Source organism: Cytobacillus sp. C11.1 (assembly GCF_058145115.1).
The window spans coordinates 1,553,121-1,574,862 of sequence record NZ_CM176935.1 but is presented as its reverse complement, the minus strand read 5'-3'; the positions used below and the strand labels follow the sequence as shown (position 1 = coordinate 1,574,862).

Sequence of the window (21,742 nt, the reverse complement as noted above, 5' to 3'; positions counted from 1 at the left end):
TCACAACTTCTAAAGAGGCAATGGGTATTATTTCAAGTTTTTGCGAAACCAAAATGATTACTTTTGCCTAGCACTCACTGCTGCAGGTCAGCCTTGGTGCCCAAAGCCGTTTTCTCTGGGTGGATTAGGACCTATTTTTATAATCACCGCTGAAATAACGCACTTTAATGTCATCTCTCATCCATTCCAGGTTGTTGGGGACCTGAGGGATGCTATAGCCGATAAAAATAGGGGTGGTTACATAACGCGGAACGATTTTGGCGTAAATATCCTTGCCCAGCCTATAAAAGAACAAATTGTAGCTGTTGCTTGGAAAAGGAAAGCCATTTAAAATGTAATGGGCCGCAGTCTGGATACATTTGGCGAAGTACGGAATATCCTCCTCATCGGCAAGCTTGACATTGAATTCATAGAAGCCGATTCTAGGTGAAGTCGATAACGTGAAGACCGTTCCGCTTTCTTCATGGATGAGAAGCCCTTCAAAATCGTTTGCATGGACTTTTTCCTTATAATCGATATTTTTAAGCCCAACAATTTGCATATGCGGATGGGCAACGCTTCCTCCCGATAAAGGTCCATGATTCTTAAAAAAAAGGACAGATTCATACTCTCCACTATCTTCCATTTCACTCCAGTGTTTTAACCCGAATGAAATAAGCCTGATTAAATGCTCCTCAGGATACACAGAAAGCTCACTGTCACATTGATCCGTTTCAATCAAAACTGTTTGATATGCATTTTCCAGCACAGGATACTTATTTTTCAATAAAATGATTGAATCCTGCATCTCAATAATATCCGTCAGCTCCTCCCTCGCACAAAAAGGGCAGCTAATATCCTTATTCCGAATACTATTAGGCTTCTGGACTCCAATCCCGGTATTAAAATGCAAATGCGTATCTGCCATCACTCTTACACCTGCTTTTCTATAATCTCTCCCCCTATTTTATCATGAAAACGAGTACCAGGTACCTGTACCAGTTCGGCCAACTGGTATAGGTACCTGGTACTTTTATTCTACCGTTAATTTTGTTTCGGTGTGTTCATGGAGGTCTTCGCCTTTTTCGACGTGGATGGTGATGATGTATGTGCCAGTTTCTGAGAATTGATGGTCAGCTGTGTATTCGCCTTCTTTACTTTCGGTTAGGTTAACCCATTCAGGTGTAGAACCATCAAGGGAGATTTCGAGCTTAACTTTAGCTTCTGTTAGCGGATTACCTTCTTTATCAAGCATTACTGACAAATCAGTCTTCTCTTTTGCATGGACATGGTCAGATGTTTTCAGCTCTATGGATACTTCTCCGTCATGGCCGTGGGAGTGGCTTTCTTTATGCTCTTCTTCCACATGTTCATGGCCATTATTCTCAGCTTTCATGTCTCCAACTTGGATAGAAACCTTAGGCATCGTATGCTGGCTTCTTGCTGTAACATGGGACTGCACATAGTAGATGCCCTCATCGGCGAATACATAATCAGCCATATATTTTCCCTCTTTATTATGCTTCGCCTCTATCATTTCACTTTCTTCTTTCTTGCCTTCCTTCCAAACCTCAAATTTCACGTCATCTGCATCTGTAACGGCTTCATTGCCTTGTTTCACAGTAACAAAAAGGGACGCTTCTTCACTTGTTTCCAGTGTTTCAGGCACCTGCAAGATCGCTTCAATCACCTGAGGGGTCTCTGCACTCTCATTGGCCTCTTCCTGGCTGAACTGGCTGCATCCTCCAAGAATAAAGAAACTTGCCATTATAAAAACGATTAATTTTTTCAATTTGTTTCCCTCTCTTTTTCTGTATTTACATTTTATAACGTAAATATAAAAGGAATTTGTGATAGAACGATGAAATTTTTTCAAAAAATAAAAGACCCTTATAGGTCTCTTGTTAAAAATTTTCAAAAGCATTACACGGGTTTGCTAATATTAAACGGAAGCAAGGTCATTTATAGATCCAGATCTTTAAAGCCGTATCGTCCTTCCACATTTAAGTCGATATCCAGATAAGTAGTAAATTCATACACATAGTACTCCAGGAGGTTTCCAAGCACATGCTTTTGCTCCTCACTGACCTCTTCTAAAATGGAATTCATCTTGCATTCTCCTTTTATAAAAAATGATCAATAAACAGAAACAATGCCATACCCCAAATGATCAAGGCGGACACTTTATTAATGGCAGCAAGAGTACCCGCTGATTTCAGCTCCCCGGTTACCTTGCCCGCCAATGCCAGGCCAGTGAACCAAAGCCAGGATACGACTATGCAAGTTGCTGCGAAGGCCCATTTATTCTGACCGCTGTAGCTGATGGAACTGGTGCCGATGACCCCAATTGTATCCAGAATGGCATGCGGATTTAATAAAGAAACGGAGGCAGCAAACAGGATTTGTTTCTTTGGAGAATACTTAGCAGCTGCGGCATCTTCCTGGGTGGCAGGTTTGTTTCTAAATATTACAAACCCCATGTAGATCAAGAACAAAATTCCCGCACCAAGAAGAACAGTTTTAAGAACGGCATTAGCCAGGACAACGACTGACACTCCCAGCACAGCCAGCAAAATCAGCATCGTATCACAAAGTGACGCTGTAACAACGGCAGGAAGGGCTTTTACAAATGGTTTTTGCTGTGCACCCTGATTAAAGATGAAGACATTTTGGACACCAAGAGGCAAAATCAAGCCAAATGCAAGCACAAAGCCATGGACAATTGCAGTCAACATACTAATAATTCCTTTCGTGCTTCTTTTACAATGGACCTTTTTTTATTCGTTTCCCATTTCCCTTTTTCCTTCCTGCTCATCTTCTAAATTAGCTTATCCGTCATATATTTGAAGAGATGGAGGGATCCAAATGAATTCAAAATTAAGAGTCCATTCTGTTTTCTTTTACATAAACAGCTGGGTGTTCAGTATTTGTGCGGTTATGGTTCTTGCTGGGCTTGTAACATTTTATCCGTCTGCCTTTACTTCATCCCATATGAATTTGCTGCTAAAGGATATTAAGGCAGATCAGCTGTTCATCCACTTCCTGAAAGCAGAAAACCATTATTTTTACCGGGATGTGCCAACCGAAAGCTATTCCCTTTCAGGAACACTCTTCAAGCTGGCCACCAACACCCAGCCACAGGACGTCAGAACATTCCTTGGACGCGAACTGCCTGGTTTTTCTATCTTTGACACCGGCATTGCCGTTGCCGGAGAGGGAACCGATTTTACCAATCTCCCGGTAGAGTCTGCACCGCCTCTTGAAGTTCTTTTAAAAGAAAGAGAGCTTGCTCTGAATAATGGGGATAGCGGGGGCCTCGCCGCCCCGCCAGTCATTCCGGATAAAAAAAGTGTCCTCATCTATCATTCTCATAGCTGGGAGTCGTTTGCACCGCTTTTAAAAGATGTGAAGGAATCAAATGAAGCGGTCAGCCCAAATGAACAGGTTAATGTGATAGCTGTCGGGAAAAAGCTGAGTGAAGAGCTTGCGAGAAAAGGCATAGGCGCTGAGCATGATAAAACGAATACAGCCGCAGAGCTAAAAAAGAAGGGCTGGAGCTGGGAAAACTCTTATTCTCTTTCAAGGGAGACTGTACAAACCGCCATGGCTGAGAATAAGGACGTAAACTTTTTAATTGATATTCACAGGGATTCACTTCCCCGGGAGGAAACAACGGCTTTAATCGGCCAGAAGCAGTATGCACGGCTGTTTTTTGTCGTTGGAAAAGAGCATAAAAATTACGAGCAAAACCTGGAAGTAGCCTCGGAGCTCCATAAAGCACTTGAGGCAAAGTATAAAGGGATCAGCAGGGGAGTCTTCGTAAAAGGGAAAAGCGAGGGTAACGGCATATATAACCAGGACCTTTCCGAGCGAGCCCTTCTGCTGGAATTCGGAGGAGTGGAAAATAACCTGGATGAGCTGAACCATTCGATTGAGGCTTTTGCTGAAGTGTTCAGCGAATATTACTGGAAGGCAGAGACGGTCAATGCGGAAGGAAATTAAACCAAGCCATTACTGCCTCCTGTTTACATTCTTCAGCACCATTATTACCTACCTTTTGTTTGGCCTCAGCACCCTCACAGTTGCCTGCCTGCTCTCGGGAGTCATTCTCTCGATTATCAACTTAATAGAAGACGAAATGAAACAATACGGGCCGAACCGCAATAGCTGATGCAGGCAATATTTATTATTTTCTGTTTTAATAGACATAATAAGACAGGAAATAGGAGTGATTAAATTGAAACTGGCCATAATTACAGGCGCCTCCAAAGGCCTTGGAGCTTCCATCGCAAAGAGAATGATCAAAGAAGGAACAGGCATCATCTCTGTATCGAGAACAGAAAACCCGGAACTGACAGAGTTTGCTGCAGAGAATCAAGTCTTCTACGGTCACTATTTCTGCAACCTGGCTTCGCCTGAGGAAGTGGAATCCGTCTTTAGGGAAGTTACAGGGCTATTGCGGGAAAAGCAGCCGGAAGCTCTTTATGTTTTTAACAATGCCGGAGTCATTGATCCAATCGGGACAGCCGGCAACCTGGACCACAAGGCTTTAATTCAAAATGTTCACGTCAACTTAATCGCACCTTTCATGATCTCTAACATTCTGCTGGGTGAAGCTTTACGGGATATGACGATTGTCAATATTACTTCGGGCGCGGCAGAAAGGCCAATTCAGGGCTGGAGTGCTTATTGCAGCACAAAGGCAGGAATAAATATGTTCACAGAAACAGCCGCACTGGAGCAGCAAACAGCAGGCAGCAGCCATAAAATCATCGCTTACAGCCCTGGAGTAATGGACACAGATATGCAGGGCATCATCCGTTCCTCGGCAAAGGAAGATTTTCATGACCTTGAAAAGTTCCAAACATACAAGGAAAAGGGCATGCTTAGAGACACAGATACCGTGGCAAATGCATTGATTGACCTTATGCTGAATAAGGAGATTGAAAGCGGAAAAGTTTATTATGTGAACGACTTGATCTGATAGTAGCTCCAATAGCGAAGCCGGCTGGTCTTTTGAACAGCCGGCATTTTAATTAGAAAAGCACAAGGCACCTGGAGCTAGACAATTATAGAAGTTATTCTTTTCCTAAAATATCACTGTCCACGACACCATGGTGAATCCGGACGACTTCATGGTTTTTATCTTTTTGAATAACGAAAAATCCGTTCGAGAAGTCAGAAGATAACTCTTTAAAGAAAATTCCGTCGATACCCTTCTCATGCTTTTCGCCGATTGTTAAATGGTATTCAGAACCTTTTTTGACAAGCTGGGCCGGAAAGCCTTTATCCCAATCCTCTGATGGATTATGGATCTTTCTCGTTACCTCCACTGCATGGACGTCCACCCCTTCCAGCAGCTCGAATAAATCATTGATAAGCGAATGCTTTACCATTCGTTCAAGCTTGGTCTGGACAGCCTGCCCAAGAATAATCTGGGTGATCTTATATTGCTGTGCCGCGTCCGCTATCACTTTGGCAATTTTTTTGCCTTCTGAATACTTCGATAGCATTTGCAGTCCGTATTTTTCTGCTAAACTTTCGAATAGAAACTTTGTTTGCAGCTCATTAAAGTCAAGATCTACATCCTTCTGGTTTTCTACCGAGAGAATATACCCTTCACCCTGAAAAGCGTCTTTTAAGATTTTTCCTCTTTGGGCCAACCTTTCCGCATTGTTGGGATTACTGACACATACTAAAATATTTTCTCTCATCTCCACACCTCTCTCACCTGATCCTATAATTAGTATAGCACTCTAACAGGGGAATAAACCTTATTCTTCCAGAGCTAAGCCTGTGATGTCAGCGGATGCTTAAAATTGACCGGAAGCATCAGTTCTTTTGTGGCGCGGATAAAAAGCACCTCATCCGGATAAAAGCTTCTTGCTGCTGGATTAATATCCGGAAAGCCAGGGGTGAAATGGAACAGGATTTGTTTCGTACTGCCTGAAATGAATTTGGAAAGGACAGGTTTTATATGTATCATTGCGTGGGAGATCACATCGTAGACATGCAGCGTTCCCTGTTCTTCTTTTAATAGAGCGATCGCTCTTTCATTCTCGAGCCAATAAATATCCTCATTGAAAACATTGCTGCAGTAGAACATAAGAATGTCATCCGTACCCTCAGCTGCCAGGCTGGTCGAGAGGGGCATTCTCTTGGAGGCAAACTTTTGAATGAATTGAAGATCTTCGCTGTTCGAACCATTTAGCTTTCGGATGCCATCCAGCGATGAAGGTATAAGGTCACCGGTACCGATCCAAAAAAGCTTTTCTTCATAAGGCTTAAAGCCAAACTTCGGGTAGAAGTTAAGCACAGACCTATTGGCAAATAAATATATTAGATCGCATTTGTTTTCATAATCATTGATTACCTTATTCATCAAATCTATAGATAGCCCTCTGCCCCGATAATCCGGATGTGTCATGACAGTTCCGATCTGGATCGCTTTATGGATTTCCCCGTGTATCAATAGGTTAACAAAATGAACAGATACATTGGCGACAATCTCATCTTTGTCCGCATAGGAATAGGGAATATAACTATCTCCCCAAAACCCTTCCCTATACCAGCGTTCAAAAGTGATTCCGAATACTTTGCAGGCAAGGCTGTTAAAGCTCTCCCGGTACAGTTCATGGTGTTTATAGTCTTTGATAAAATTCAGCATAGGCAAGCTCCTTCCCCCTATACTAATTAGAATAGCAGATTTTTTTGAATTTTTTTATAGAAACGTGAATAAAGAATAATAGGGCTGGACATACTATTCCTACAAGTGTAAATCCCCCTTTTTTTCGCTTCCAAATTGGAAGCATTTTTTTTTGCAAAAGAGAAAATCGCCATTCTATGAGGGAGAACGCAGATAATATGTAAAAACTCCGCTGTTTATCAGCGGAGTTTTTGTTTATTGGATCAGATTTAAAAATTGTTTGGTGCGAGCCTCTTTTGGATTAGAGAATATCTGTTCAGGATTGCCGCGTTCCACTACCACGCCGGCATCCATGAAAATGACTTCATCTGCTGCTTCTCTGGCAAATCTCATTTCATGGGTAACAACGACCATCGTCATTCCTTCATTGGCAAGATCCTTCATCACCTTCAGCACTTCCCCAACAAGCTCAGGGTCAAGGGCAGAAGTGGGCTCATCAAAGAGCATGACCTTTGGTTCCATAGCAAGTGCCCTTGCAATCCCTACCCGCTGCTGCTGGCCTCCCGAAAGCTGAAAGGGATAATAATGGATCTTATCACCCAAACCTACTTTCCCTAAAAGCATTTCGGCCTTTTTTCTGGCAGCTTCCTTCTTTTCACCTTTAACTGTTACAGGTCCTTCCATGATATTTTCGAGTGCAGTCATATGGGGAAAGAGATTGTAGTTCTGAAAAACCATTCCGGTAAGGCGGCGAAAAGAAGGGATCTTCTTCTTTGGCACTTGCTGTGAGAAATCAAGAACTTGATCCTCAATCGCAATTTGCCCAGATGTGGGCTGTTCCAGTACATTCAGGCAGCGCAATAATGTTGTTTTACCTGATCCAGACGGTCCAATCACCACTACAACTTTTCCTTTAGCCACTTCAAGATTAATTCCTTTTAATACTTTTAGCTGATCAAACTGCTTATGCAAATCCTTTATCTTAATCATTGAATTGCTCCTTGTCTAGCCTTTTCATGAAGAAACATACCGGTCAAGGCGGTTCTCAATCCTTCCCTGCACGACAGAGAGCAAAAAGCAAATTACCCAATAAATAAGGGCAGCCTGCATGTACAGGAGCAAAAATTCATAATTGGTTGCTGCTATTTCCTGTGCTCTTCTGAACATCTCTGTAACCAGGATCATGGAAGCCAGAGATGTATCCTTTACAAGACTGATAAATGTGTTAGAAAGAGGCGGTATCGATACCCTGGATGCCTGCGGAAGAATAATCCTCTTAAGAGTTTGCGGATATGACATTCCAATTGAGTATCCAGCCTCCCATTGCCCTTTGGGAATCGATAAGATCGCTGCACGTATGATTTCAGAAGCATATGCCCCTACATTTAACGAAAATCCTATAATAGCAGAAGGGAATGGGTCAATTATGATTCCGATGGTCGGCAGCCCATAAAAAATAATAAAAAGCTGAACAAGCAATGGGGTTCCTCTTACTGCTGATACATAAATTCTAGCTATTGTCTGCAGCACCTTTTTGCCTGAAATTCGTGCAAGAGCCGTTAAAATCGCCAATGCCAAACCGCACACAAATGAAATCAGCGTTAATGGAATGGTATACATAATGGCACCTTCAAGTAAAGGCTGGAATGAATTCTTGCCAATCTCCATAAGCCTTGCGACCCTTTCCGGGTCTAAAAAAATACTACTTAAGAACATCTTCGCCAAACCATTTTTCCGAGATTTTTAGATACGTGCCATCCTCAATCATTTCATTTAAGGCTTTGTTAACTTCTTCCACCAATGTGTCGCTTCCCTTTCGGAACATCAAGCCGCTTTGAGAAGCATCTTCAGATTCCGCAACTATTTTAACAGGAGCATCAGGTTTTTGTTTTTTGAAATCTAAAAACGATAAATTATCGTTAATTGTAACATCTGCACGCTTTGAGTTTATTAGCTCAATTGCTTGATTAAATCCTTCCACACCCACAATTTCTGCTCCATTGGACTTTGCAAGATCGGCATAATTACTTGTCATGGATTGGGCAGCTTTTAGTCCTTCAATATCTTCAAAGCTCGAAACAGTATTATTGGATTCATGAGTAATCAGTACTGCGGCTGAAGAAATATATGGATCCGAAAAGTCGTACTTTTCCTGACGGTCAGGTCGAATTCCAACTTGGTTTGCAATCATATCAAAACGTTTTGAATCCAAACCGGCAAACATTGCGTCCCATTGTGTTTCCAGGAATACTGGCTCCACATCAAGCCTTTTGGCAACTTCCTTCGCAATTTCAACATCAAAACCGGTAAGTTCCCCTTTATCGTCATGGAATGTAAATGGAGGGTAGGTCCCTTCTGTTCCGATTAACAACTTTCCTTCATCCTGAACTTTAGCCAATAGGTCCTCGTTCGTATTTTTCTCCTCTGCAGTGTTTTCTGGATTCGCTTTATTCGTTCCACAGCCTGCAATTAACAACAAAGTGCTCATAAGCAGCATGAGAAGCATAGTAAATTTTTTCATTTTCAATCCCCCTAATTCTGATGTGTTTTATTAGCATTAGCAATATTATTATATGAATTAACATCTGTCAAAAGAAAAAATCTTACTTTTATAGCTTTTCCTTTAATAGCCAAATTACAACTGCAATCTTTCTTTGAACGGGACTTTTTCCCAAACAAAAAACCTTCTTTGAGCAAGAAGGTTAAAAGGAAGGATTATTAATAAGAAGGTTTTTTCAGCGAGCATTTGGAAGCTTCTCCTGCCAGCTCGGGAGCATAGTAACTAAGTTTTTTTATTAAATAGCAAGCTTCCGGGAAATGTGTTCGAGAAATCTTAACGTCGTTTTATTAAGGATCCTTTTGCCGGCGTATTTTTGAACAATTCCCTTAATGTATTCATTCATTTCAATAACAGCAAGCCCAACATCATGTGCAAATTCCTGCTGGCGCGGAAATCCCGGATGTGTGAATTTCAGATATCCCTTCATATGGCGGTTCTGCACCATGAAGCCCTGGAATATCCGCGTATAGACTTCGGCCTGCTCCTCAACAAAAACCTCAATTGGATCAATCGAATTCCTCAGCAGAACAATATGGCCAAGCTGGTCCTCCAGCCATAAATCAAGTAAGTCAACAAGAGATTGAGGCGGCGGTGTCAGCCCTATTGCATAATAGCTCAGCAGCCGCAAGTATTCCTCGTTCTCGCTTAATGTACCGTTGAAGTATGTCGGTGAAAGGTTAATATTAACCACGTTATTAATCCGTAAATTCTGCAGCTTCCCTTCGAATTGAAAATAGCCGTTTGCAATTGGCCAGACTTCCATCGCAAAAGAAATGGCTTCCTGGGAATTTGCCTGTGCGGAAGGCGGAAATTGGTTCAGCCTGCTTTGCAGATTTCGAAAGGCTTGTCTATATTCATCTGCTCTCTTTACGTATTTTGTTTCTGTCGGTGAAAGATGGTCTCTTACAAAAATCGCATGGTCCTCGAGAATTTCCAGCCAAAAGGCATGCTCCTCCCAAGGCGTCAGCCCTATTTCATTCATCCTGCTATCCCCCCATATTAATCCTTTTAGATGTATATGCTTTTCGAAAATGAATCATGAATTAAGCATTTCGGATAAAAAAGGGGTGAATTACAGAAAATAAGGGAGCATTTTTAAGAAAGGAGAATCACCATGACGAAAAAATATAACAAAGGCAGCAAAAATCAAAACTCGCCAAGAGGAAATCAATCACCGGTTAGCGGAGATAACAGCAAAGGCAATAAGCGAAATAAGGATCAAAACGATAAGACGGATTTGGATTAAAAGAAAAACCGGCTTTCTGTTCAAAGCCGGTTTTTCCTATTCATCGTCCCCTGTAATTTTAATAGCAGGCGTATTGTTATACAGATAGGTTGGTGCCATGTTCTGATGCTCTTCTCTATTATTCATCGCTTCCTGAAGCTTAAGATTGGCATCCTCTGTTTCTGTCTTGCTGCTCATTTTAGAGTGGACAGTCTGATCTTCCAGCTTTTCATTCAGCTTTATATTCGTTTCAGCAGTTTTCTCGTCCATTAAGATTCCTCCTTTTTCGTTTTAGTATTTGATAAATGAGTATTAAATATTTACCACACCTGTACTCAGGTAAAACAAAAAAGCATAGAACACAGTTCCTTATTGTCCTATGCTTTCGTTATTAAAGATGATCCATCACGGAGTTTTCCGGCACTTTGAATGGGTCGTTTTTGTCGATTCTGTCATAAAACATGATCCCGTTTAAATGATCGATTTCATGCTGCATAATAATGGATGGGACGCCCTTGAAACGAAGGGTTACTTCTTCGCCCTCCAGGTTATAGGCTTTTACCTTAATGCGTTCATAACGCGGGACATACCCTTTAACATCCCGGTCTACAGACAGGCAGCCTTCCCCATCAGGAAGGAAAATCACGCCCACTGAGTGGCTGATGATTTTCGGGTTAATCACATAATATTCCTGCGGCTCGCCTTTTTCATTGGTAAAATACGCTGCAAACATGCGCTTGTTCAGTCCAATTTGGTTTGCTGATAAACCTATCCCCGGGCGCAGGCTATATTTTTTCGCCGTGGCAGGATCCTGGCTATTTTTCAAATACTGCATCATCGCGATTAACGTTCCACGGTCCTCTTCAGTAAGCGGTATTGTAACTTCCTTCGTCACTTCGCGCAGAACCGGATCGCCTTCTCGAACAATATCTTTCATAGTAATTATTGTATTTGCATCGAATTTAGTCATAAATAAATACTTCATCTACCTTTACATTTAATGTTTTGGAAATCTTAAAAGCGAGCTCCAGGGTTGGGTCATACTTATTATTTTCAATGCAATTGATCGTTTGCCTGACCACACTGCACTCTTTTGCCAGCATTTCCTGTGTAATCCCCAGCTTTTTCCGCATTTCTTTTATTTTATTCTTCATATTATCACCTTTTTGGGCTGAAACTGTATTTATCGTATCATTTTGGCTGTGGTGATGTCCAACTAATTGGACATTCTTCTGCGCGGAAAAATTTATCCGCGAAATCTCGGTTATATCCGTGAAAAAAAAGACCTGCCCTATCACAGACAGACCTTTTGCTAACTATGCTTCTGCCTCTGCCAGTTCTTCAGGCAGTTTTTTCTTTTTCAGCAGCTGCTTTAGTTCCCTTTTATATTTTCTTTTTGTGAGGATATACAGAAAATCCCCCTGCTCAATGGTCGTGTTTCCTGTAGGTGTAATAAGCTCATCTTTACGGATAATGGCATTGACAAGTGCGCCTTCAGGAAAAGGAATTTCCAGGAGTGTATGCCCGATAATAACGGCATCTTCTTCTATTTCATATTCAATCATTTCAGCATCAGCCTTGCCAAGGGAAACAAGCTCAAGAGAGTGCATAGGCGTTGTTTTTTCAGGACCTGAAAGACCCAGTTTTTCAGCAAGGATGGTGATCGTAGACCCTTGGACAAGGGCGCTGGTCAGGACGACGAAAAAGACAACATTGAAAATTTCGTGGCTTCCTTCCACACCCGATAGCAGCGGAAAAGTGGCAAGTACGATTGGTACTGCTCCTTTCAATCCGGCCCATGATAGAAAAATTAATTCTTTATGCGTGTAGCCCATTTTAATCGTAGATAGGTAGACTGCCGCCGGCCGGGCAACAAAAATAAGAAGACCAGAAATGGCAAGGCCTTTTAATAATATGTCCGTATGAAAGAGCTCATCGGGAAAAACCAGCAGCCCCAAAATGACGAACATCGAAATTTGCATCATCCATGCAAAGCCTTCGGTAAATCGAAAGACGGAATGGCGGTAAGCAATATCGGTATTTCCGATGATAATTCCGGCAACATACACAGCCAGCAGCCCGCTTCCCCCGAAAAAAGCAGTAATACCATACGTCAGCATCGCAAAACCGGTTGCGAATACAGGATAAAGTCCGCTGGAATCCAAATTAATGCGATTAAGAGCGAATACAGCCAATTTACCAAATAGCAGTCCGAGCAGCAGCCCCACGCCCATCTGGATAAAGAATGAACCTATGAGAGAAAACATACTTGATTCCGGTATTGTAATTAGTTCGATCATGGCAACAGTCAGGAACACAGCCATTGGATCATTGGAACCTGACTCAGCCTCCAGCGTTGCAGAAATTCTAGGCTTAATATTTTGGCCTTTTAATACGGCGAAAACGGCAGCAGCATCTGTTGAACCGACAATCGCGCCAAACAGAAGGGCAACCACCCAATCCACCCCTAGAATGAACTTGGCAGCGACTGCAACAAGCCCTGTTGTGATAAGAACTCCAAGGGTTGCCAATGATAAAGAAGGGGCAACAACAGTCCTTACAGTTTTCCAATTTGTCTGCAGCCCGCCCTCAAACAGAATAATAATAAAAGCAAGTACGCCAATCATCTGTGCAAGTCTCGCATTATCAAAATAAATGAAATGACCCAAAGCCATTCCGACAGCAATAAAGAGAACAAGGGCCGGCACTCCAAGGCGGGCGGAGAACTTCGTTGTTAGAACACCGATTATAAAGAGAATGGCGGCTAATAAAATAAGTGCATCTGTTTGCCAAATAAACTCAGCCAATGGTCATCACCTTCTTTCTATAAATTCACATCAAGAACAATGGGAACGGAATGGCGGTCTGAAATGCCGAGATAAGCCAGGGTTTCTGCAGGCGAGGATTGCTGCAGCCTTTTTTGAATCAGAGAGATCGCAATTCCCTTCCGATAAGCATGTAAGGCAAACGTTTTTCTTAAAGTATGAGTGCCAACGGGACCTTCTATTTCAGCTTCTTTAGCAGCTTCATTTAAAATGCGGTAGGCCTGCTGGCGCGTAATCGGCGCATTGGCCTTTCTGGATTTAAATAAGTAATCATCTGATGTAAGGGATCCTTCTTCAATCCAGTTTAGGATGGATTGACGAACATTTGGGTTTAAATAAACAGGCGGATTATTGTATGGAGTAGAGGAAAGAAAGGGAAGAACATGATTGTTCTCATCGAGCACATCCTTGACCAGGAGGTTCAGAAGGTCATGGATGCGTACACCGGTGTTTATGCCAAAAAGGAATAAACAGTAGTCCCGGGAATATCTGTGCTCCAGATATTTTTTCATCACTTCCAGCTTGTGAATATCTTTAATTGCTTCAACAGTCTTCATTTGATCACCCTGTAATGTAACATAAGTTCATTATACACTATATTATGTAACATTGCATTTCATATGCGTTTTAATAAAGCACAAAAAAAAGAACCTGCCCTGAGGCAAATCCTTTATATTGATTTGAATAGATGGATCATTCTTTCTTCCTGTAAAGATTCCTTATATCCGCTGCTTTTATAGAGTGTGACGGCGCTATTCCAGGCCAAATGGGTTTCAAGGACAATTTTTTTATAACCGTCTGCTTGTGCCTGGCTCTCCAGTACTTGCAGCATCGCTCTGGCGATTCCCCTATTGCGGAATGCTGTTTTCACCGACATTTGCTGAAGCTTCATATTTCTTTGTAATTTTAAAGGTGTTTAACTCTGCTTTAATCATGAGGACCTCTCTGGTGTGCATGAAAGTTCTCTGATTCAAAGATCGTTCCGCCATCCGGTTCCATCATTCCGCTGGTAAGAGCACAGCTCAGGCATTCCACTTCAATTGTCTTTCCATTTGCAAGCGTAATCGTTTTCATGCATTCTCCTGATTTTTCCTTTTATGATAAAATATAGACGGTGAAAGAAAATCCTTTTTTACAAATCTTTAAGCCTCAAGTCTTAGCTGAAATTAAATCTGCGGCTCAATGTGCTCAGCTGAGGATTTTCATAAAATAAAGATAAGAAATCTAATGAATGAAAGCAGGGATTATGTTGAAAAGGATTTTTATGATTTTTATCATCCTGGTCGGCTCCTATCTATTGTTTACTGGTGTCACTAGCTGGATGACCTTCGGAGGCAGCGCAACAGAAGCTTCCATTAACGATCGAACGGACTTGATCAGCATCGATGTTTCCGGCTCAGATACTGTGATTATTCCGGAAAAGCGCAGCGATGTTAGAGCACAGCTTGACGGCAAAGGGAAAGTAACGGTAAATAAATCCGGAAATGAAGTTCATGTGGAATACAAACGTAAATGGCTTGATGGCTTCCAATTTTTTAACAATAAAAGCAACTTGAAGATCTACATTCCGGAAGATTATAGCAGGTCCATGTCGATTAATATTGGTTCTGGGCGTTTGGATTTTGCAGGTGAATCTGAGAACGAACCTTTCGAGCTTGAAAAGCTGAATATTGATATGAGTTCCGGAAAAGTCAGCCTTTCAAATATTAAAGCTAACGAATTTGAGCATGAAGGTTCCTCAGGGATGATGGATGCCGATCATCTGATTACCCGCAGCGGGGAAATTGACATGAGTTCGGGAAGAGTAAAAGTCCAAAACTACCAGGGAAAATTGGATGCGGAAGTTTCTTCTGGTCAGCTTGATATTATGATGGAAAAATTAACTGATTCCGTAAGTGTGGAAGCAAGCTCGGGCTTCGTTCGCCTTGATTTGCCTGATGACGCTGACTTTACATTGAAAGGGAAAGCGAGCAGCGGACATATCAGCAGCAGCCTTTCGCTAGACGAGGAAAATCTGGATAAGAATGATATTTCCGGCAAGCAAGGAACAGGTGAACATGATATTAATGTGTCCGTATCGAGCGGGAAAGCGGAAATTAAATAAAAATTGGTAAAGCCGGGAAACCGGCTTTTTTTGATGTGCTTAGGATGGTTAACCACGGTCTTCATTGGGAAATAATCTTATAACTGATATTTTGATAAACGAAATTTTTTAAAGGAGGGTATTTTTTGAGGAAAGCTATTTTACTGGCTATGGTACTGCTCACGGGATGTTCAGCGCCTTCAGGAAACACGGGGCAGGAAGCTGAAAAAGAGTCTGTTGAGCAAGAGAACGGCAAGGTCCTGATTGATGCTCCCCATTATTTGCAAAAGCCTGAGCTGGAAAGAGGCTGCGAAGTCACCAGCCTGGCCATGCTTTTAAATGATGCGGGAGTGGAAACGGATAAAATGACACTATCAGAGCAAATCAATCGGGTCCCTTTTGAAGAGGACGGCTACAAAGGAAACATCCATGAAGGTTTTGTAGGCAACATGCGAACATTGGATGAACCCGGACTTGGAGCCTACCACGAACCTGTGGCAGAACTCGCTGAAAAATACCTGCCGGGAAGAATTAATGATCTGACAGGCAGTGATTTTGATAAAGTCATCGAACAGCTTGATGAAGGGCGCCCTGTATGGGTCATTATTACAAGCACCTATGACGTCTTGCCTGAATCGGAATGGGAAACCTGGGAAACAAAAGATGGCCCGATAAAAGTCACTTACAGAATGCACGCCGTTTTAGTCACTGGCTATGATGATGAACATATTTATGCAAACGACCCGCTAAAAGAGAAAAACACCCAATACCCAAGGGATGAGTTCATTGCCGGCTGGGAGCAGATTGGAAAACAGGCCATTACGTATGTGGATTGAGGAAAGATTCTGGGAGGGAAAACCTTCGGCTGGGGATAACTTTAGGGAATGTACAATGATCGATTATTATGTTGTGGATACTTTTCGAAAAAGAAGCCCTTGTTGTGAATTATCCACTACATGTGGATTATTTTAATTGAAAACACATTATATTGTGGATTACTTCAGAAAAATAAAAAAAGTCAGTGAATTATTTATCCACAATTAGAAAGAATCCTTCAGTTTGGATCCCCTATCTTCATTTGGTGGATAAGCTGTGCATAATTAGATAAAATCGCTTTTGCAAGTGAACATTCTTATGTGGTGGATTAGTTGTGTATAAGTTGAAGGAAGAAACCCTTATGTGATGGATTACTTGTGTAAAATTTGATTATTAGGTCCGATTCTTAATTTTATAAAACAACAATTATCCTCGAGCCGTGGATATCTTGTGCATAATGTAAAAGATCCTCATTTCGGGGATCTTTTATCATTATGTGAAAGCTTCGGACAGCAGTCTGTAGGAATTCAGCTTGTCCTGAAAATCATAAATATTGGTGATGACCATGAATTCATTTGTTTGATATATTTCACTGAGCAGCTGCAATTCTTCTTTTACCTTTGCAGGCGTACCGATGATCATCCGTTTGCGGTTTTCCACTGCTTTTGCTTTTTCCTCTGGTGTCAGAGTGATGCTTTTTGCCTCTGAGGGTGAGATAATCCTCGTGTCCCTCCCCTTTTCTACCGCCAGCAGCCACATGTCCTGGCTTAATGCCAGCTCTTCCGCCCTTTCCTGTGTTTCGGCACATACAACAAAAATGCACACATTTGCCTTCGGTTTTGATAGCCCGGCTGAGGGCCGAAATTGATTAATATACGTATCCATGGCCCTTTTTCCGTTGGCAGGAGTTATGAAGTGGCCATATGTAAATGCGGTTCCATACTCGGCAGCCAGCCTTGCACCCCGATGCGTTATACCCAGCATCCACATTTGGGCTGGATCAGCCACCTGTGGAAAAGCTTCGACAGTCTGATAAGGATGTCCCTCTGGCAGTTTCTTGTATAAAAAATCCTGGAGATCCTTTACCTGCCTCGGAAATTCGTTCAGGCTTTTTCTTAATCCATCAGTCAGCGCGAGCCGGGTAGATGCAGAACCTCCGGGTGACCGGCCTAAACCGAGATCGATCCTGCCCGGAAATAGAGTCTCTAGCATATTAAAATTTTCGGCAATTTTATAAGGACTATATTGAGGCAGCAGAACTCCTCCTGAGCCAACACGGATATTGCTGGTGCTTGAAGCAATATGGGAGATGAGGACTTCTGGAGAGGAACCTGCTATGCCATTGGAGTTATGGTGCTCGGCTACCCAGAACCGGGTGTAGCCAAGCTCTTCCGCGGACTGGGCCAGCTTTACCGTTTTGCGGAGAGCATCACCGGCAGATTCCCCTTTCGTGATGACTGATTGATCCAGTATGCTAAGCTTCATGGGCAGCCCTCCTTTTTGTTGAAAATGATCTTACCATACGGAGGGAGCTTTTCTCAAATATTCAATTTGAGCAGGCGGTTTATTAGGAAATTCACATACTTTTTGGTAGTATATGAATGATTTTTTTAAAAGGAGGAAAAAACGATGCATACAATAAAAGGCAAAACAGCACTGATTACCGGAGCTGGCAGAGGAATCGGGCGTGCAACCGCTATCGCGCTTGCAAAAGAAGGTGTCAACATCGGATTGCTGGGCCGCACAATGGAGAACCTTGAAAAAGTGGCAGACGAACTAAGCCAGTTTGATGTGAACGTTTCTGCTGCTGCAGCTGATGTTGCCGATCTTGAAGCTGTAACACATGCTGTTGAGCATATTAAATCGGATCTCGGTTCTGTGGATATCCTGATCAACAACGCGGGCATAGCCAAATTCGGCGGTTTCCTGGAACTTTCACCGGAGGAATGGGAAAACATTATCCAAGTTAATTTAATGGGTGTGTATAATGCTACAAGAGCAGTCCTGCCTGATATGATTGAGCAGAAGTCCGGGGATATTATCAACATTGCATCCACAGCCGGCCAAAAAGGTGCCCCAGTCACAAGTGCATACAGTGCATCTAAGTTTGCGGTTCTGGGGTTGACGGAATCGCTAATGCTTGAAGTGAGAAAGCATAATATCCGTGTAAGCGCACTGACTCCAAGCACAGTTGCAACTGACCTTGCGATTGAAACAAACCTGACTGACGGCAATCCTGATAAGGTGATGCAGCCGGAAGACCTTGCAGAGTTTATCGTGGCACAGCTGAAATTAAATCCGCGTGTGTTTGTAAAAACTGCTGGCATGTGGTCTACAAATCCATAATTGTTAATGGCAGATCCGGTATGGGTCTGCTTTTTTTAGAGGATATAGCGTTTGCCTTTGTTTTTGCCGGTGGTCTCTTTCGGAGGAGTCCCAAAAAAAAGGCTACCCAACAAGGATAGCCTCTTCCCTCTTTAATTAACGCTTCTTTTAAACGGCCACCAGTTTGCCTGGCCGAAGTTTTTGACCATGACCGGGATGAAGAGCGGCAGCATGACCAGTGCGTAGAGCATGAGTCCGATGAGGACAATGGATGCGATTTGTAATAGTGATAGCATTCCGGATGGCATCATCGCAGCGAATGTTCCTCCGAGGATGACGGCAGCCGAGATGATGACGGTACCCATCTTTTTCATGGATAGCAGCATGGCATCTGCTATGGAAAGATCGCGATATTCGTTAAAGCGGTCCATTAAGAAGATGCTGTAGTCCACGCCGAGTGCAACTAAAATAACAAACGCGAAGAATGGAACCGCCCAGCTGATGCCTGAGTATCCGAGAAGGTTCACAAAAATGGCCTCATTCATCGCCATGCTTGTATAATACGTTAATATCAGTGAACCAATTAGATAGATTGGCATAATAATTGATCTGAAAAGGAACACAAGGATGATGGAAATACCAAGCAGCATCAGTACAACTGTACGGGAGTAATCCTGGTCTGACATTGTGCTTAGATCGGCATTCGTACTTGTGATACCGCCGACTGCCACAATGGCATTTTCAAGTTTTGTTCCTTTTGTTGCCCTTTCAACCGCTTCTTTTATTTCATCAACCTGGCCAATTGCTTCATTGGAATAAGGGTTGGCTTCCAGCACAATGTCCATTGTCATAACTTTGCGGTCTTCAGACATGTACGTATCGAATACTTGAGCAAACTCTTTATCTTCAAGAACTTCTGGCGGCAAATAGAATCCGTCCATATTTTCCGAGCTTGATAGTCCTGTCAAGTACTCCTGTGCTGAGCCCAGTCCTTCTGATACCTGTTCCAGGCCATCCGCACTCTGGCCAAGCCCATCTGTCAGCTGGGTGATTTGCCCGCCCAGGTCACCAAAGCCTGCAAGCAGCTGTTCCTGTCCGCCATTGATTCCAGCCAAACCGTTTGTCAGCTGCGGGAAGCTATTGACGATTTGTCCCTGGCCGTCGGCAAGCTGGTCAAGGCCTGCCTGCTGTGCATCGATTCCATCGATTAGTTTTTGCAGGCCAGCAGCTAATTCTTTTTGGCCGCCTAGTGCTTTTTCAAAGTTTGTATTAGCTATTTCCAAGCCAGCCTGCAGCTGGGATAATCCTTTGTTGGCTTCAGTGATTCCTTCAGAAACCTTGGGCAGCTGCTGCTGAAGACCTGCTACCTGGCCTTTGATTCCTTGATATTGCTGATCTTGTGCCAATTCAGGATATTGGCCCTCAACATAGTTAAACAATGCTGCATTAGCCTGTTCAATGCCTGCAGATAGCTCATTCAAGTTGTTTTGAATTTGTTCGTACCCGCCAATTAAGTTAGGAATGTTTTCTTCCGCAGATTCATATCCAGCTAAAAGCTGCTGGTAGCCTGCAAGAAGTTCTTCCGCCCCTGCTTTCGTTTTAGCCAATCCTGCTTTAATTTCCTCTGAACCTGCGATCCCTGGCGAATACCGTTTTCAATTTTAGCAAGATTGGTCTGGATTTCACCTAATCCGGATTTGATTTCATTTGTACCGGATATTAAGTCATTGATTCCTTTAGTGGCACCTTTCAGTTCAGGCTCCGATTTGGCCAGTTCATTGCTCGCTTCATTCAAGCCGTCCGAAATCTTATTCAGGCCGTCTTTTCCTTCTCCTAGACCTTCTTCAAGAGTTTCAGCTTGCTTGGCAACAAAAAAGTCTTCAATTGGCTCACCAGTCGGTCTTGTGACAGAGCGGACGGTATCAACTAAGTCTACTTTTTCGACTTCTCGGCTTATTTTTTCAGCCAGACCTACATATTCTGCTGAATCCATCGCCTCGTCATTTTTCAAAACAATTTGTGTTGGCATGGATTGTCCTGGACCAAAGCTATCGGCAATCGCATTAAAAGCTTTGATGGAGTTGACATCTCCGCCAATTTCCTCAAGTGAGTTGTAAGATAATTCTCCGTCATATGTCACCAGGAACGGTACGCAAACAGCAGCCACGATAAGCAAGGCCAGAAATGGACGTGCCAGTGAGAAGCGGCCGACTGTACCCCAAAGCTTGCTCTCGCCATGCTCAGCACTCTTTTTAGATGGCCAGAATACCTTCTGACCCAATACAGCCATAAAGAAAGGAACAATCGTAAATAGCGCAATAAGAAGAATCGCTACCCCAATTGCAACAGCTGCCGCGGATTGATAAAGAATAAATTGCGAAAAGCCAATCGCAGCAAAACCAATCATAACGGCTACGCCACTGAAAAAGACGGTGCGCCCCGCATTGCGGTATGTCGCTACAATCGCATCAGCTGTGCTTTCATTATATGAAAGTTCTTCTTTAAAACGGCTCAGCAGCAGGATGCAATAGTCTGTTCCGATTCCGAACAAAATTGCAACTAGAAAAATCTGTGTGTAGTTTGATATCGGAAAATCCAATTTCTCAACTAAAAAAGCAACAATAGACTGTGAAGCAAGATACGTAAACCCAACTGTCAATAACGGGATGACCGGGGCAATCACGGATCTGAATACCAGCAGCAAAACAACCAAAATAAAGACGACTGTAATCCCCTCAGTCTTTTTTAGCCCTTCCTGGGAACTCGTCATCAAGTCCTCATTTATCAGCCACTCGCTCGTATAATAATAATCTACTTTTACATCATCAATAGCCGAATATAACTCTTTCCTCAGCTCAGCTGCCTCGCGGTCATCCCACCTGACACTGACAGAAGCAAGAATCGATTTACCGTCCTCTGAAACGAGCTGTTCTTCCAAGCTTTCTTCGTTAAAATGAGTCAGGATTTCAGTAATGCCAATCTTATCACTTTTTTCTTCAAGCGTGCGGATGGCTTTTTCCGCTTCGTTTATTTCTGCATCTGTCAGCTTTTTATCATGATGAAAAACAAGCGCAACCTGGGTCTCATCCCCGCCGCCTTCCTGCTTTTGCACTTCTTCCATAATCTCCCCGGCAAGGGTCGATGAATACTCTTCAGGAACGGTGATCTGCCCCTTTTCACGGACGAGATCTGCCATGTTCGGTGCTGCCAGAAATAAACCGGCAACTATGGCAATCCAGGCAACAATGACAAGCCATTTTCTTTTAATAATTGTATGCACTCT

At 42.8% G+C, this 21,742-nt stretch carries 25 protein-coding genes and 1 pseudogene; 7 read left to right on the top strand and 19 right to left on the bottom strand.

Annotated features, from left to right (window positions below):
- Positions 1 to 124 precede the first annotated feature (124 nt).
- The 4 genes from AC3ZVC_RS07745 to AC3ZVC_RS07730 form a co-directional block, all read right to left on the bottom strand.
- A complete protein-coding gene (locus AC3ZVC_RS07745; RefSeq protein ID WP_490068861.1) occupies positions 125 to 907 on the bottom strand; it encodes a DUF4931 domain-containing protein in 783 nt (260 codons plus the stop codon).
- 105 nt (positions 908 to 1,012) lie between these two features.
- Positions 1,013 to 1,771, bottom strand: coding sequence for a FixH family protein (locus AC3ZVC_RS07740; RefSeq protein ID WP_490067784.1), 759 nt, complete (start codon positions 1,769 to 1,771; stop codon positions 1,013 to 1,015).
- Between the two features lie 170 nt (positions 1,772 to 1,941).
- Complete coding sequence (locus AC3ZVC_RS07735; RefSeq protein WP_490067783.1) at positions 1,942 to 2,088, bottom strand: hypothetical protein; 147 nt, start codon at positions 2,086 to 2,088, stop codon at positions 1,942 to 1,944.
- Positions 2,089 to 2,102: 14 nt separating this feature from the next.
- Complete coding sequence (locus AC3ZVC_RS07730) at positions 2,103 to 2,714, bottom strand: LysE/ArgO family amino acid transporter (protein WP_490067782.1); 612 nt, start codon at positions 2,712 to 2,714, stop codon at positions 2,103 to 2,105.
- Positions 2,715 to 2,844: 130 nt separating this feature from the next.
- On the opposite strand from AC3ZVC_RS07730, the gene spoIIP reads away from it, so the two are divergent.
- From spoIIP to AC3ZVC_RS07715, 3 genes are read left to right on the top strand one after another with little or no spacing between them, the layout of a single operon-like run.
- The gene (gene spoIIP / locus AC3ZVC_RS07725; RefSeq protein ID WP_490067781.1) at positions 2,845 to 3,981 is read left to right on the top strand and encodes a stage II sporulation protein P; all 1,137 of its coding nucleotides are present in this window, start codon (positions 2,845 to 2,847) and stop codon (positions 3,979 to 3,981) included.
- The gene (locus AC3ZVC_RS07720; RefSeq protein ID WP_490067780.1) at positions 3,965 to 4,150 is read left to right on the top strand and encodes a hypothetical protein; all 186 of its coding nucleotides are present in this window, start codon (positions 3,965 to 3,967) and stop codon (positions 4,148 to 4,150) included. The genes spoIIP and AC3ZVC_RS07720 overlap by 17 nt, the downstream gene beginning before the upstream one ends.
- A gap of 57 nt (positions 4,151 to 4,207) precedes the next feature.
- Positions 4,208 to 4,963 carry a (S)-benzoin forming benzil reductase gene (locus tag AC3ZVC_RS07715; protein WP_490067779.1) on the top strand — a complete coding sequence of 252 codons (756 nt, stop codon included), beginning with the start codon at positions 4,208 to 4,210 and terminating at the stop codon, positions 4,961 to 4,963.
- Between the two features lie 94 nt (positions 4,964 to 5,057).
- Here AC3ZVC_RS07715 and AC3ZVC_RS07710 read toward each other — a convergent pair whose 3' ends face one another.
- From AC3ZVC_RS07710 to AC3ZVC_RS07685, 6 genes are all read right to left on the bottom strand, one after another.
- The gene (locus tag AC3ZVC_RS07710) at positions 5,058 to 5,693 is read right to left on the bottom strand and encodes an adenine nucleotide alpha hydrolase family protein (protein ID WP_490067778.1); all 636 of its coding nucleotides are present in this window, start codon (positions 5,691 to 5,693) and stop codon (positions 5,058 to 5,060) included.
- A gap of 74 nt (positions 5,694 to 5,767) precedes the next feature.
- A complete protein-coding gene (locus AC3ZVC_RS07705; RefSeq protein WP_490068860.1) occupies positions 5,768 to 6,646 on the bottom strand; it encodes a GNAT family N-acetyltransferase in 879 nt (292 codons plus the stop codon).
- A 234-nt stretch (positions 6,647 to 6,880) separates the two neighbouring features.
- On the bottom strand, positions 6,881 to 7,615 hold the full coding sequence (locus AC3ZVC_RS07700) for an amino acid ABC transporter ATP-binding protein (RefSeq protein WP_394139709.1): 735 nt from the start codon (positions 7,613 to 7,615) through the stop codon (positions 6,881 to 6,883).
- Positions 7,616 to 7,639: 24 nt separating this feature from the next.
- On the bottom strand, positions 7,640 to 8,341 hold the full coding sequence (locus AC3ZVC_RS07695) for an amino acid ABC transporter permease (RefSeq protein ID WP_490068859.1): 702 nt from the start codon (positions 8,339 to 8,341) through the stop codon (positions 7,640 to 7,642).
- Entirely contained in the window at positions 8,328 to 9,146 is an 819-nt protein-coding gene (locus AC3ZVC_RS07690) for an amino acid ABC transporter substrate-binding protein (RefSeq protein ID WP_490067777.1), read from the bottom strand. The genes AC3ZVC_RS07695 and AC3ZVC_RS07690 overlap by 14 nt, the downstream gene beginning before the upstream one ends.
- 274 nt (positions 9,147 to 9,420) lie before the next feature.
- Positions 9,421 to 10,167, bottom strand: a complete 747-nt coding sequence (locus AC3ZVC_RS07685) for a DUF2935 domain-containing protein (RefSeq protein ID WP_490067776.1) — start codon at positions 10,165 to 10,167, stop codon at positions 9,421 to 9,423.
- A 132-nt stretch (positions 10,168 to 10,299) separates the two neighbouring features.
- On the opposite strand from AC3ZVC_RS07685, the gene AC3ZVC_RS07680 reads away from it, so the two are divergent.
- Positions 10,300 to 10,431 carry a hypothetical protein gene (locus AC3ZVC_RS07680; protein WP_490067775.1) on the top strand — a complete coding sequence of 44 codons (132 nt, stop codon included), beginning with the start codon at positions 10,300 to 10,302 and terminating at the stop codon, positions 10,429 to 10,431.
- 36 nt (positions 10,432 to 10,467) lie between these two features.
- Here the strand turns inward: AC3ZVC_RS07680 and AC3ZVC_RS07675 are convergent, their stop codons facing one another.
- The 7 genes from AC3ZVC_RS07675 to AC3ZVC_RS07645 form a co-directional block, all read right to left on the bottom strand.
- The gene (locus AC3ZVC_RS07675; RefSeq protein ID WP_490067774.1) at positions 10,468 to 10,680 is read right to left on the bottom strand and encodes a hypothetical protein; all 213 of its coding nucleotides are present in this window, start codon (positions 10,678 to 10,680) and stop codon (positions 10,468 to 10,470) included.
- A gap of 121 nt (positions 10,681 to 10,801) precedes the next feature.
- Positions 10,802 to 11,380: a peptide deformylase gene (def, locus tag AC3ZVC_RS07670; RefSeq protein ID WP_490067773.1), complete on the bottom strand. Its 579-nt coding sequence runs from the start codon at positions 11,378 to 11,380 to the stop codon at positions 10,802 to 10,804.
- Entirely contained in the window at positions 11,373 to 11,564 is a 192-nt protein-coding gene (locus tag AC3ZVC_RS07665; protein WP_214723836.1) for a helix-turn-helix transcriptional regulator, read from the bottom strand. Before AC3ZVC_RS07665 ends, def begins: the two co-directional genes overlap by 8 nt.
- A 162-nt stretch (positions 11,565 to 11,726) precedes the next feature.
- On the bottom strand, positions 11,727 to 13,217 hold the full coding sequence (locus AC3ZVC_RS07660) for a potassium/proton antiporter (protein ID WP_490067772.1): 1,491 nt from the start codon (positions 13,215 to 13,217) through the stop codon (positions 11,727 to 11,729).
- Positions 13,218 to 13,234: 17 nt separating this feature from the next.
- Positions 13,235 to 13,792 carry a tyrosine-type recombinase/integrase gene (locus AC3ZVC_RS07655; protein WP_490067769.1) on the bottom strand — a complete coding sequence of 186 codons (558 nt, stop codon included), beginning with the start codon at positions 13,790 to 13,792 and terminating at the stop codon, positions 13,235 to 13,237.
- A gap of 113 nt (positions 13,793 to 13,905) precedes the next feature.
- Positions 13,906 to 14,127 carry a GNAT family N-acetyltransferase gene (locus AC3ZVC_RS07650; protein ID WP_490067767.1) on the bottom strand — a complete coding sequence of 74 codons (222 nt, stop codon included), beginning with the start codon at positions 14,125 to 14,127 and terminating at the stop codon, positions 13,906 to 13,908.
- Positions 14,128 to 14,162: 35 nt separating this feature from the next.
- Entirely contained in the window at positions 14,163 to 14,309 is a 147-nt protein-coding gene (locus tag AC3ZVC_RS07645) for a hypothetical protein (RefSeq protein ID WP_490067765.1), read from the bottom strand.
- Between the two features lie 172 nt (positions 14,310 to 14,481).
- On the opposite strand from AC3ZVC_RS07645, the gene liaG reads away from it, so the two are divergent.
- Together liaG and AC3ZVC_RS07635 are read left to right on the top strand one after the other, a co-directional pair.
- Positions 14,482 to 15,339, top strand: coding sequence for a LiaG family protein (liaG, locus tag AC3ZVC_RS07640; RefSeq protein WP_490067764.1), 858 nt, complete (start codon positions 14,482 to 14,484; stop codon positions 15,337 to 15,339).
- Positions 15,340 to 15,464: 125 nt separating this feature from the next.
- On the top strand, positions 15,465 to 16,154 hold the full coding sequence (locus tag AC3ZVC_RS07635; RefSeq protein WP_490067762.1) for a C39 family peptidase: 690 nt from the start codon (positions 15,465 to 15,467) through the stop codon (positions 16,152 to 16,154).
- 472 nt (positions 16,155 to 16,626) lie between these two features.
- Here the strand turns inward: AC3ZVC_RS07635 and AC3ZVC_RS07630 are convergent, their stop codons facing one another.
- Positions 16,627 to 17,619 (bottom strand): LLM class flavin-dependent oxidoreductase, encoded by a 993-nt coding sequence (locus tag AC3ZVC_RS07630; protein ID WP_490067758.1) that lies wholly within the window; start codon positions 17,617 to 17,619, stop codon positions 16,627 to 16,629.
- Between the two features lie 144 nt (positions 17,620 to 17,763).
- On the opposite strand from AC3ZVC_RS07630, the gene AC3ZVC_RS07625 reads away from it, so the two are divergent.
- Complete coding sequence (locus tag AC3ZVC_RS07625; RefSeq protein ID WP_490067757.1) at positions 17,764 to 18,480, top strand: 3-ketoacyl-ACP reductase; 717 nt, start codon at positions 17,764 to 17,766, stop codon at positions 18,478 to 18,480.
- Positions 18,481 to 18,611: 131 nt separating this feature from the next.
- Here AC3ZVC_RS07625 and AC3ZVC_RS07620 read toward each other — a convergent pair.
- A pseudogene (locus AC3ZVC_RS07620) lies at positions 18,612 to 21,739 on the bottom strand (MMPL family transporter).
- Positions 21,740 to 21,742 lie beyond the last annotated feature (3 nt).